The sequence below is a fragment of the Tunturiibacter gelidiferens genome, from assembly GCF_014201335.1.
Taxonomy (GTDB): Bacteria; Acidobacteriota; Terriglobia; order Terriglobales; family Acidobacteriaceae; genus Edaphobacter; species Edaphobacter lichenicola_E.
The window spans coordinates 338,956-351,504 of record NZ_JACHEB010000002.1 but is presented as its reverse complement, the minus strand read 5'-3'; the positions used below and the strand labels follow the sequence as shown (position 1 = coordinate 351,504).

General features: G+C 54.1%; 8 protein-coding genes. 4 read left to right on the top strand and 4 right to left on the bottom strand.

Annotated features, from left to right (window positions below):
- Positions 1-15: 15 nt before the first annotated feature.
- Complete coding sequence (locus HDF14_RS05250; protein ID WP_183974235.1) at positions 16-1,848, bottom strand: amidohydrolase; 1,833 nt, start codon at positions 1,846-1,848, stop codon at positions 16-18.
- A 64-nt stretch (positions 1,849-1,912) separates the two neighbouring features.
- Complete coding sequence (locus tag HDF14_RS05245) at positions 1,913-2,620, bottom strand: hydrolase (RefSeq protein WP_183974233.1); 708 nt, start codon at positions 2,618-2,620, stop codon at positions 1,913-1,915.
- Between the two features lie 579 nt (positions 2,621-3,199).
- On the opposite strand from HDF14_RS05245, the gene HDF14_RS05240 reads away from it, so the two are divergent.
- Both HDF14_RS05240 and HDF14_RS27415 read left to right on the top strand, forming a co-directional pair.
- Positions 3,200-4,039 (top strand): RNA polymerase sigma factor, encoded by an 840-nt coding sequence (locus tag HDF14_RS05240; protein ID WP_183974231.1) that lies wholly within the window; start codon positions 3,200-3,202, stop codon positions 4,037-4,039.
- The gene (locus tag HDF14_RS27415; protein WP_406707185.1) at positions 4,036-4,440 is read left to right on the top strand and encodes a winged helix-turn-helix domain-containing protein; all 405 of its coding nucleotides are present in this window, start codon (positions 4,036-4,038) and stop codon (positions 4,438-4,440) included. Before HDF14_RS05240 ends, HDF14_RS27415 begins: the two co-directional genes overlap by 4 nt.
- A 138-nt stretch (positions 4,441-4,578) precedes the next feature.
- On the opposite strand, the gene HDF14_RS05230 is transcribed toward HDF14_RS27415, so the two are convergent.
- Together HDF14_RS05230 and HDF14_RS05225 are read right to left on the bottom strand one after the other, a co-directional pair.
- Positions 4,579-4,944 carry a response regulator transcription factor gene (locus HDF14_RS05230; RefSeq protein WP_183974227.1) on the bottom strand — a complete coding sequence of 122 codons (366 nt, stop codon included), beginning with the start codon at positions 4,942-4,944 and terminating at the stop codon, positions 4,579-4,581.
- A 65-nt stretch (positions 4,945-5,009) separates the two neighbouring features.
- Entirely contained in the window at positions 5,010-5,630 is a 621-nt protein-coding gene (locus HDF14_RS05225; RefSeq protein WP_183974225.1) for a response regulator transcription factor, read from the bottom strand.
- A 736-nt stretch (positions 5,631-6,366) separates the two neighbouring features.
- Between HDF14_RS05225 and HDF14_RS05220 the strand changes: the two genes are divergently transcribed.
- Positions 6,367-7,362, top strand: a complete 996-nt coding sequence (locus tag HDF14_RS05220; RefSeq protein ID WP_183974223.1) for a hypothetical protein — start codon at positions 6,367-6,369, stop codon at positions 7,360-7,362.
- Entirely contained in the window at positions 7,359-10,856 is a 3,498-nt protein-coding gene (locus HDF14_RS05215; protein ID WP_183974221.1) for a two-component regulator propeller domain-containing protein, read from the top strand. Before HDF14_RS05220 ends, HDF14_RS05215 begins: the two co-directional genes overlap by 4 nt.
- The last annotated feature ends 1,693 nt before the right edge of the window (positions 10,857-12,549 follow it).

Below are 12,549 nucleotides of genomic sequence, written 5' to 3'. Positions count from 1 at the left end.
CCTTTCAATTTGAAGTTAGAAAGCGAGGCAATCGCAGCCGAGACTCCAAAGTCCCTTGTCGCCCAAGATCCATTGGTGCGTCTTATGAGCGACGGAATGCTTGCCATCGTTCAGCGACATCGCGTGGCTCGCTGCCCCGACGGTCGATTCTTCCTCGCTCTCCGCATATCCACCGTATTTCTTGACAGGGGACCAGTCCGGACTCACGGGCAATTCCGGAGGCGCCATGCTTGAGAATTCGTCTGCCGCGTAGACCACCTTGCCCCCGACAATAGTCAGCACCGACTCCAGGTTCTTGATCTCCTCTTCAGGAATTGAGAAGTAGTCCGAGGAGAGGACAGCCAAGTCTGCGAGCTGTCCTTGAGCTAGCGATCCTTTCTTGCCGTCTTCTGTAGAAAACCAGCTGCTCCCAACGGTATAAAGCTCGAGCGCTTTCGCGCGATCGAACCGGTTGTTCTCCGGATATAAGCTCAACCCACCGATAGTCTTCCCGGTCACCAGCCAGTAAAGAGAAAGGAAGGGGTTGTAGCTCGAGACCCGCGTGGCGTCCGTGCCCGCTCCTACCGGAACTCCCATCTCCAACATTCTTTGGATTGGAGGCGTGCGCTTCGCCTGCTGTGCGCCATAACGCTCGACAAAGTATTCGCCCTGAAAAGCCATCCTGTTCTGAATGGCAATACCACCACCAAGTGATTTGATCCGCTCAATGTTCCGGTCGGAGATCGTCTCGCAGTGATCAAAAAACCAGTGCAGTCCGTCAAACGGAATCTCGCGATTAACTTCCTCGTACACGTTCAAGGCCCGAGAGGTGGTTTCGTCGTATGTGGCATGCATACGGAAAGGCCATCGGTTTTCCGCGAGGTGATGAATCACCGCCTTCAACTCGCTCTCCATGACGGGCGCCATGTCCGGCCGAGGTTGAAGGAAGTCTTCGAAGTCGGCGGCAGAGAAGACCAGCATCTCGCCTGCACCGTTCACGCGATAGAAGTCATCGCCATCGCCAGGCTTGGTCATCTTTGTCCAATTCTGGAAGTCGGCAAGTTCCTGCTTAGGTCTCTGAGTGAACAGGTTGTAGGCCAGGCGAATCGAGAGCTCACCCTTCTTGTGGAGTTCGTTCACGACCCCATAATCGTCAGGGTAGTTCTGGAAGCCACCGCCCGCATCGATTGCACTGGTGATGCCGAAACGATTCAATTCTCTGAAGAAGAGGCGGGATGAGTTGAGCTGGTCTTCACGCGACAGCCTGGGCCCCTTCGCCAAGGTCGAGTACAGAATGTTTGCGTTCGGTTTGGCCAACAGAAGACCTGTGGGGTTGCCCTGCTTGTCGTGTTGAATCTCGCCGCCGGGAGGATCGGGGGTGTCCTTTGTGTAACCCACAGCGCGTAGCGCTGCCCGGTTGAGCAACACTCGGTCGTACAAGTGCATAACGAAAACCGGGGTGTCCGGGGACACCGCGTTGATTTCATCCAACGTCGGCATCCGGCGCTCGGCAAACTGAAACTCCGTCCACCCGCCGACAACCCGCACCCACTGGGGCGCGGGCGTCCGAGCCGCTTGCTCCTTGAGCATTCGCAGTGCATCGGCGAGCGATGGCACACCATCCCAACGCAACTCCAGGTTGAAATTGAGTCCACCGCGGATCGGATGCATATGGGAGTCATTAAGACCAGGGATAACTGTTCTCCGCTTTCCATCAATGACCATTGTCATTGGCCCGCGCAGACGAAGGATCTCCTCGTCTGTGCCGGTGGCGCTGATTGTTCCGCCAGTAATGGCAACCGCTTCGACAAACGCTGGTACTCGATTTGTCGCGATCTTCGCGTTGTAAAGTATTGTGTCAACTTCCATGAAGGTTTCCTTAGTAGCAAAGCTCTGTTGTTCAGAGGGCAGGCGTCGCCTGCCCTCACAAGCTCTATTTGTGTGCGAGTTCCGCCGCGGGGACAACGTATTCTGGAAACTTCGTAGCGGGAGCGCCATGAACCATCGTGTAGGCATACTCGACGCCGATGCCATAAGCGCCATAGTGCGTTCTCGCAAGATCCATCACGGCATCGTAGGTATCCCGGTTTGCCCAGTCGCGCTGCCATTCCAGGGTTACAGAGAGGGCCGTGACCGGTTTTGCTCCCGCCTGGACAACACGATGCATGGCGTTGTCGTGTGCAAGTTGGCTAACGTCGCCGCAGCAATCTTCTACGACGTAAACCTCGTAGCCATCGTGGATCGCCTGCACAGTCGGGAGAGCCACACAAGTCTCCGTCCACAGCCCGGCCAGCACAATCTTCTTGCGCCCTGTCTTCTCGATTGCCGCAACGAAGTTCTTGTCATCCCAGGAATTCATGGAGGAACGCTCGATCGGTTCGTGGCCCGGGAACACGGCTCGGATCTGCGGCCACAGGTTCCCGCTGAAGCTCTTCGTCTCGACAGTCGTCAGAACCACCGGCACGTCGAATACTCGCGCTGCTTTTCCTAATGCGACAGTGCAGTTGATGATCAACTGGCGATCGAAGTTACTCGTTCCGAACAGCATCTGCGGTTGATGATCGATCAGCGCCACGACGCAGTTGTCTGGTGTGAGAAGCCCTTTTTCACTACGCTTCGATGTCCCGTTATTTTGCCCCATGTTCATTCCTCCGTTGGTTTGCAGTTGCACTTTCAAAATCGCCCCTCGCAGCCGTTTGCGATGTCCGCAGCCTTCGCACGATTGCGCATGCGCGCAAAACTGCTGTGAACCCGTCGATGCTAGCAACGCTGAAGAGCGAGATAAATTACATGTTTATGTAGGGGCGTCTTGGAGATTTGTCATCCGGCGACCACGTCCATTTGCTGACAACGCATTCGCGCGGATCTAGCTCATGGTGCGACGGACGAACCTGCAAGTGAAATGTTCGCAAGCTGACCTCGCACAAAGATGATGCACGGATATGCATGGACAAACTGAACACTTTTCTTGACTAGTAGAAACATGTGATTGGCAACAAATGCGTCGACCGCTACCATCAGGCTCACGATGGAGGAGCACCGATAGATAACGACCGGACCGACAGTGCTGGTAGTCGGCAGTCAGGCCATCCTTGATTTATTTCATGTCCCGGTAGTCCCCCCCGAAGCAGTCAGACAGATCACCGCAATGGTGGACGTAATAGGAAGTAGCTGATCACCCACTTAGACGTTCCACCCTATCGCGAAAGGTGTCGTATTGATGAATCCAAGTGAGCAGAACGGAAGTCCTTCGGCCGTAGCTAATGATGAACACAAACAGGGTGATGTGTTGCTTCTTTTAGCGGCATGCTCCGGGGACTCACACGCGTTCGTCGAACTCAGTAAGCCACACTCAGAACGCATATTGCGTATGCTCTATAGAATTACAAACAATTGGCATGATGCAGAAGATGCACTTCAAGAGGCTCTGATGAAAGCATTCCTGCATCTTGATTCATTTCAGGGTAAAGCTAGCTTCTCGACTTGGTTTACGAGCATTGCGATCAATACCGGCTTGATGCTGTTGCGAAAGAGGCGCGGTGTTATAAAGATTGCGATTGACAACACCGACGAAGTAGGGACATTCAGCGAATGGGATTTCAAGGATCCCCGGGACAACCCGGAACAATGCTTCGAGAAGAAACAGCGAGCCGACTTGATCCAATCGGCTATCGAGCAACTTCCCTCAAAACTTCGTAATGTTGTTGCACTTCGATACTCAGGCGATCTTTCAATGAGGGAGATCGCACTATCCCTGGGCATTTCGCAGGCCGCTGCTAAGTCGAGGCTTTTACGCGCAAGAATAAAGTTACGTGGATTCGTACAACGCGAGGCTGGCAAATCGCCTACCAAGGTTAAGCCCATGTGGGCAAACCAGCCAGTGTTTTCAAAAAACGGCAGCGGTGATATCAAAGCTTCTCCAACGAGTCGCAAAGGCAAGAACGGTATTAGCCCTGACCTGGGCGAATACAACTTTGTTTCGGGAAAAGTAATGAACCCCTTATGGAAGAAAACGGTTCACCCGGGTGATGAGGAACTAAGCCCGGTTGGAGGTAGATGAACATGGAACAATCGTTCATATCCAGAACAAATCGCGAAGTCTCATCCTCCCGCGCTATCCAACTGAACCCTCCGGACACAGAGCTAGACACGATGTGTATAGGGGACATCGAGTTGAATCCAGCAACGCGAACTGTAAAGAAGTCTGGTCATCGAGTTCACCTTACACCGACAGAGTTCGAGTTGGTTCAACAGTTGATGAGCCATGCCGGTCGACCAATTAGGCATTCGCGACTATTGGCTGCGGTCTGGGGATCCAGATACGGCCTAAGATCTGAATACCTCCGGACGTTTATCTGTCAACTCCGCAAAAAGCTCGAGGTCGATCCCGAAAATCCGCAGTATTTGCTGACCCACTCTCACTTCGGCTATTACTTCGCAGATAGACAGACCTCGGTATGACCTGAGGAAGCACCCGCTTGAGAACAGTATGCAGGTCTTTGGACTGGCTTGTTATACAGCTCAGTACTACCGTTGGTCTGCATCCCCGCAACAAGCAACGCATTATCTTCACTTCGCCGAGTCGGTTGCGAAACCCAGCTAGAGACAGACTGAACCGATCAATTCGACCAGAGCATCTCCGTCAACCGGCTTTCTGAAGAAGCCTGCAGCACCACTCTCCAGATAAGATGCCTCCGACTGTGATGGCTTTCCGGTAATGATGATCACGGGGACGGTACAGTTGCTGTTCTTCAAATGTTGCAGAAGGCCGAGACCGCTCATTTGTCCCATCTCAACATCCGTGACTATGCAACTGATGCGAGAAAGTGTGCTCGATTCCACAAATTGCTCTGCGGATTTGTAGCTTTCTGCGTTGTATCCAAATGAAGACAATAGATTGACGAGCGATTCAAGAACTCGTCGATCGTCATCTATAACCGCAATCGTACGAGCCTGCACGCTCATGGGTAACCCCTGCGTCTATAGAGACGCTACCGAAGATTGAAGAAACACTCTCTTTACGTATCCCATTAGATGCGTTGGTCGTCCCCGATTTTGAGCTTACCCGCGAGCTTGACCAATGTCGCAAAAGAATCGGCCTCCATCTTTCGCATTATGTGCCCACGATGGATTTGGACGGTGTATTCGGTGATCCCCAACTCGAAGGCTGCCTGCTTGTTCAGAAAACCTCTTGCCAAAAGCGGGAGGACCTCTCGTTCGCGTAGTGTCAAGGATTCATACCGGGCAACTAGCCTGGCATGCTCCTCCGCCTTTTGACGGCTCGCGCGATGCTGCCACAGCGCCCGCTCAACTGAAGCGAGAAGGGCTTCTTCATCAACCGGTTTGGTGAGAAAATCCACCGCCCCTCCCTTCATCGCTCTCACGGTTGATGGGATGTCGCCTCGGCCGGTGATAAAGATCACTGGTATTGAAGTCGTTGCCGAAATCAGCTTCTGGACTTCCAGACCACCCAAGCCGGGCATCTTGAGATCGAGAAGGAGGCAAGCGCAAGAATCTCGGCGAGCAAAATCAAGAAAATCCTGTCCGGACGTATAGAGTTGCACGTGCTTGCCATTAGCCCGTAGCAGCGCAGACAACGCCTCTCCGACGCTAGGCTCATCGTCCACGATATACACAAGCTCATGTTCCATGAATGCCCCCTTCGGAACAACCACTCGACGATCTCTGGCCCGGCGATAAAAGTGCAATCGGGACATGCCTCGCAGAGCCCTTTGACATTAGCCCGATTATATCGACGAACCCATACCAGAATCCGTCTACTCAGACAGTCAGGGCACTACATAAATATGGAATAGCCTCGGAACGCAATTGCGGTGTAAGCCTGGACTCTCACTTAGGAAAGAGGAGTTTAGACTTTTAGCGAACCGACTGAAAGAGGCGATATCACAACGTAGGCGATGGTGAACAGCAGGACACTCCTTCTTGTTTCGGCCTGTTTGCGTAACGCTTCAATTGACCGTGAGCATAACGAAGACAGTCAAAGCTTGGCACTGACCATCACTGCCCAGAGCGAGTGGCAGGTACGAATGCATTTGATGCCTCCTTCGAAAGCTCCATCTCGGACGCGGAATTGCGGATTCGCGTCGTAAAGTTAGCGTTCCGGATTTTGCGATGGAGTGCCAACTTCCCGCTACTTGCAAATTGCGTAGGCCTTTTCTGCCGTGTCAGCTCGTGTTCACTGTAGTGGATTACGAGTAAAATATGGGTCTTGTGAGGAAAACACCCCAACGTGTCCGGTCCTTTGTTCCCGCCGGCGATTGCGACCTCTTCTGTGGGTATATGCAACTGCGACTGGTCACAGTTTTCTTGCAGCGATCGCAGCTGCTCGTTTTATGCATTGCGCTGACCAGTTGCCAGTCGCATAAAGTGAATTCCGGACCTTCAATCGAGTTCACCCATATTCCGCCGGCGGCGCAAGGTGGGCGAGAAAGAGTCGATACGATCTCTGGACGGGTAAGAAACGCTCGACCACAGCAGCAGATTGTCATTTATGCGCACGCCGGGCCATGGTGGGTGCAGCCATGGCCCGATCGTCCCTTCATTCCCATCAAAGCGGACTCTACGTGGAGCACGGAAACTCATCTGGGATTTGAGTATGCTGCGTTATTGGTGGATCGCGATTACTATCCTCAGCCCGAGATGGATGTAGCTCCGACCCAAGGGGGTTCCGTCGCTCTCGTGACAATTGTGAAGGGCGTTGGACCGCCGCAACTTGACCCGACCGGATCGCTTAAGTTCAGCGGCTATGACTGGGGCGTTCGCATGATTGCGAATGACAAGGGAGGCACGAACAACCTCTTCGATGCAGAAAATGCATGGACCGATGCGAACGGGGCGCTCCACATGCTGATCAAGAAGAAAGGGGACAGGTGGTCTTGTGCAGAAATATTCCTGAATCGCAGTCTCGGGTACGGCACGTATTCGGTAACTTTGCGTGATACTTCTCACATAGAGCCCGCTGCGGTCTTCACCCTGTATACCTTCGAGGACTTGGCAGGCGAGCAACGCTATCGCGAGATGGACGTAGAGGTCAGTCGTTGGGGTGACGCTGCCAATAAGAACAATGCACAATATGTGGTTCAACCGTTCTACACCCCTGGAAACGTGTTCACCTTTGCTGCGCCCTCAGGCACGTTGACCTATGTCCTGCGCTGGGAACCTGGACATGCAACTTTCAAAACGTTTCGCGGAAGATCTGCGGGTGCCGGAGCGCAACTCGTTTCTGAACATGAGTTCACATCTGGCATACCGCTTCCGGGTAACGCAAAACCCCGCCTGATCTTTTACATCGTTGCGAGCGACAAAAATCCTATGCAGAAGGCAAGCGAGGTTGTGGTTGAGAGGTTTGAGTACCTTCCGTGAGTCTTGGCGGATGCTGGCTACTCAGGTGCGTCATCGCCGGACTCACGGCCATCTGCTTCGCTGCGCCGGCATCCGCGCTCGATCCCACTCGGACTGTGTCGCAATATCTCCAAGACTCCTGGGGACCTGAGAGAGGTTGGCCGGGCGGATATATAACGGCCATCGCACAGACTTCCGATGGCTATCTCTGGGTTGGAACGGACAAAGGCCTGGTTCGTTTTGACGGTTTGAATTTTCACAAGTTCGAGCGGGCCCATCCCGATCCAATTCTGATTGGCCCTGTACGATCGCTCCTGGTTGACGCAAGCGATAACCTCTGGATCCTGCTGCAAAACACTCAGGTCTTTCGCTATAACAATGGGAACTTCGAGCTCATGCGCGGTGAGGCTGAGAACGGCACAACGGCAATTGCACGGGGGACGTCGGGTGCACTTTTGCTCTCGTCGTTACCTCTGGGAACCCTTACATACCGTGACAACAAATTGCGAACCGTGTCACCCGCAACACTTCCCGTCGACGCTGCAAAGGCTGCGAGCGGCGAGGCTTCTGACCAACACTCACCTCCTTTCAATTGGTCCTATGGCATGATGCCTGATCGCCAGCCGGCGCTCACCTCGCTGGTGGTGACCATGGCGCAGACTGACGACGGAAAAATCTGGTTTGGCACGGAGCGTCGAGGGCTCTTTTATCTTCAAGATGGCCGCGTCTTGAGCGCGTTGAATCGGCGGGTTGATACGAAGATCAACTGCATTCTTCCTCTTCAAAACTCAGAATTGTGGGTCGGAACGACGAAGGGCGTGCTGCGCTGGAATGGGACAGCGCTTAGTTCGGCAGGCGTACCGTCCTCTCTTCTCAATCTCGACGTACGGTCCACTCTTCGCGACCGGGACTCGAACATCTGGTTTGGCACCAGTCACGGACTGATTCGGTACAACGCCAACGGGTTTTCTTTGCTGAGTAGTCACGACACCGGACCGGTTACTGCGCTGTTCGAAGATCGGGAGGGAATCATATGGATCGGTAGCGCGCGCGGCCTGGAGCGACTTCGAGACAGCGCCTTCGCTACGTACTCTCTTCCCAATTTGAAATCACGGACTATGGGACCTGTACACGTTGACTCCGGCGGCCGCACTTGGGTTGCGCCCATTCAAGGTGGTTTGCGATGGCTGAAGGAAGGAAAAAGTGCGGTTGTCACTGCCGATGGGATCGCCAACGATGTTGTCTACTCCCTCGCCGGCAATGGCAAAGATGACGTCTGGGTGGGACGACAACAGGGTGGACTCACCCATCTGAGCTACTCCGGCAAGTCGCTGACGGCCAAGACCTACACGCAGGCAGATGGCCTCGCACAAAACAGTGTGTACGCGGTCCATCAGAGTGGTGATGGAGCCGTCTGGTTAGGGACTCTCAGTAATGGTGTAAGCAAACTAAAGAATGGTCATTTCATAAATTACTCGACCACAAACGGGTTAGCGGCAAACACAATATCCTCGATTGCCGAGGGCCCTGACGGAACAATGTGGTTTGGGACTCCGAAGGGCGTCAGCGCCATGTCGCAGAAGGGGTCGCGAACCTTTACCGCCAACAACGGCTTACCCTCCGAGGATGTCAACTGCCTCCTGCAGGATTCAACGAGAATCTTGTGGATAGGAACAGCCGAAGGTCTCGCTTACCTCAGTGATGAGCAGGTGCACGTTCCCCGCGGAGTACCTGAGTCCCTACGAGCCCCAATATTCGGTATTGAAGAAGACAAACACGGCTGGCTCTGGATCGCGACCTCAGATCATGTTTTACGCGTTCTACGCGACAAACTGCTAAGCGGTGTTGTGAAAGCAGTCGATGTTCGCGAGTATGACGAGGCCGATGGTCTCGAGAGCACTGAAGGAGTGAAACGGAGCCGATCGGTGGTCTCGGATTCAGCGGGCAGGATTTGGTTTTCACTCAGCAGCGGCCTCTCGGTTGTTGATCCATCCCAGATCAAAGACAATTCGGTTCCTGCGCTGCCCCACATCGAAACGATCACTGCCGATTACAACACCGCAAACCTCGCCGCCCTCGTTCAAATTCCTCCATCTCCAAGGCGGATCACCTTTGAGTACACTGGGCTGAGCCTTGCGGTGCCCACGCGGATTCGTTTTCGATATTTTCTGGAAGGTTTCGACAGCAGCTGGAGCCAGCCGGTTGCAGCACGGGAAGCCGTTTACACGAACCTTGGGCCCGGTTCCTATCGATTCCGGCTAGTCGCCAGCAACAGCGAGGGGCTGTGGAACGGGCCAGAAACTGCGGTCGCTTTGAACGTCGCCCCGGCCTACTATCAAACTTACAGGTTCCGATTGGCGTGCGTGGCTGCATTTCTGGCATTCCTTTGGGGGCTGTATCAACTCCGAGTGCAACAAGTGCAGCGGGAGGAGAGAAAACTTCGCGAAGCCATTGGGACCATTCCGGCGATGGCGTGGATTACTGGACCCGACGGCGTCACTCAATTTGTGAATCGACGCGTGATTGAGTACACCGGCCTGTCGCAGTTTGGAAGAGCGGAGGGAGTGGGGAAAATTGCTATTCATCCCGAAGATCTGGATCGAATTGTACGACGACTGGCCGCGAGCATCGAAAGTGGTGAGCCCTTCGAGGAAGAGATGCGCATCCGCCGCACCGACGGGGAGTATCGGTGGTTTTTGACCCGCGCCGTGCCGCTGCGGGACAAGCGAGGAAAGATCGTGAAATGGTACGGTGCGGCGACCGACATTCAGGATCGCAAGCGTGCGGAACAACTCCAAGCAGACCTTGCACACACCAATAGGGTCAGCACGATGGGAGAATTGGTCGCCTCCATCTCGCATGAACTCGCACAGCCCATCACGGTCACAACCGCTCATGCTAAGGCATCTTTGCGATGGCTTCAGCGCGACCCGCCAGAAGTGACTGAAGCTCGCAAAGGAACGGAAAAAATCATCGAAGCGGGAGCCCTTGCGTCGGAAATCATCAATCGCCTGCGATCGTTGTACAAGAAGGCCCCTCCCAAACGAGAGTTGGTCGCGATCAATGAGGTCATCGGCGAAATGGTCCTGCTGCTGCGGGGCGAAGCGAACGAGTATGCTGTTTCAATTCGTACGGATCTGGCCGCAGATCTTCCCAAGATCACCGCGGATCGAGTGCAACTGCAGCAGGTACTGATGAACCTTATGCTCAATGGTATCGAGGCGATGAGGGAGACCGGCGGAGCACTCACGGTCAAGACGGAACGAGGCGAGGGCCGTCAAGTGCTGATCTCAGTCAGCGACATCGGAGTAGGATTGCCGGTCGGTCAAGCGGACGAGATCTTCAATGCCTTCTTCACCACGAAACCTCAAGGCAGCGGCATGGGACTGGCGATCAGCCGTTCAATCGTGGAATCGCATGGTGGCAATTTGTGGGCCACATCCCACGATGGACGGGGCGCGACGTTTCATTTCACTCTGCCAACCGCAGTCGTAGAAGTGCCCGCGGCAACATAATTCCGTGTTTCTGACGCGCTTGCGACAGCCACATCGACCCATCACAGAATAGATGCACTAGAAATCGCCAAATCCCAATTCGGCTCCCTGCGGGCATAAAGTTGCCTTACGTCCGGGTGTTGTGGCGACGATCGCGGATAAATTTTCAACCGTGAATTGTCGACTGGCCCATTCAGACCAATGCACTCATTAACTGCCTCCAAGAGGCTACTAGTTCCGATATCGTCTCTCTCTTGGCCCACTATGCGGTGGGTGCGGCGAAGGCCCTCATCACCATTCGTTCTTGGTGGGCCAGTGGCTTCGAAATAACCTGGATCGGAGCCTTGGACGGTGTCGTGACGTATGTGATCGGAATCGGTCTTGGCAAACTAGAGGCAGGTATACCCAACGATTCCTCCCTTGGCCCCAGACGCCAAATTGAAGGCGGCTACGAAGAAGCCCGTTGCGAGTGCGAAGTCCGAGACGAAGATGGGAATTGGCTAGTGAAGACTCCGACCAAGGCTGCTTCAAAGAGGAAGACGGCTTTGGGTTCAACAGGATGATATGGTCGTCTGATGCACGCGGACGTCGACCACAACTTTCTGCTGAATTGTATGAAGAATGCGGAGTGGCGAGAGCTACTAATTGAGGTCCATGAATCGGCCGCAGTGCGAATCGTTCTGTCTCCATATCATCTCTATGAAATTGGCAATGCACGGAAATACGACGACACAGAAGACCTCGTGAAGTTCGTAGAACAGCGCAGCCCGACTGGTCTATGAGCCGCGCCGACTTACAATTGTTTGAATTTTGGGCGACTTAGCGATGGCTCTGGGAGGCCTCTAATGAGGTCGTGAATCCAATCGGAACATTCAGCGAGATCGCTGCGGTCTTGATAAAGGTTCATTTTCATCGAGTCGTTCATGCTACCGTACGTGATTTTGTTGTTGCCTTCTCTGTCGAGGGCGCGCTTGATCCAATCCGACTCGGAATGGACGAACAACGCGACGTCGCTGGAGCAACTATGAAAGCCTACATGCAGGATCGGTTCACCAAGAACGCTAGACTGCTCATGGACAAGAATCATCTAGCGTTACAGCTTGACGTTGGCTTGGGAGTCGCAAGCTGTACGATATGGCGCTTTGCTTAAGGATTTCGACAGCCCTCCTCAACGATTGGTTTCCTTCGCCCGGCAGTTCAATCGAAACCGAACCTAAAGTCTGAGGAGGCCCGGTATCTCGTGGTGGAGGTCTTGTTGGTAGAGAAGCCTGTGGCCGATGGTCCGGTCAGGACCGTCCGCCATTTTGATTGCAGGTATGCCCAATCTTGGGACGCCAGTGCTCAGTAGCTCGGGCTGGATGGAGAGCTTTAGCGGTACGGCGTTTCCAGCAGGAATTCTAGCGTTTCGATAGCGGCTCGCCCATCCGCTTCTTCGGGGCACAGAAGCCGATTGTATCGTCGTAACCGAGATGCGTTAGGGTCCGAAGATGTTCGTGCTGAAATGAAATCAATTCTGCCACCCAGTGCAAAGTTATGCTGCCACCCAGTGCAATGGAATGCTGCCCACTGAATGCAACGTTATGCTGCCACCTGGTGTGCAAAATATCATCCACGCCGACGGCGTGCCGCAGTTGCGGTTCGATCAGGACGACGTCCAGGGAGAGTAAGGTGCGGATAGCCGACAATCCACCCGGAACACGAACCAATGCTAAGA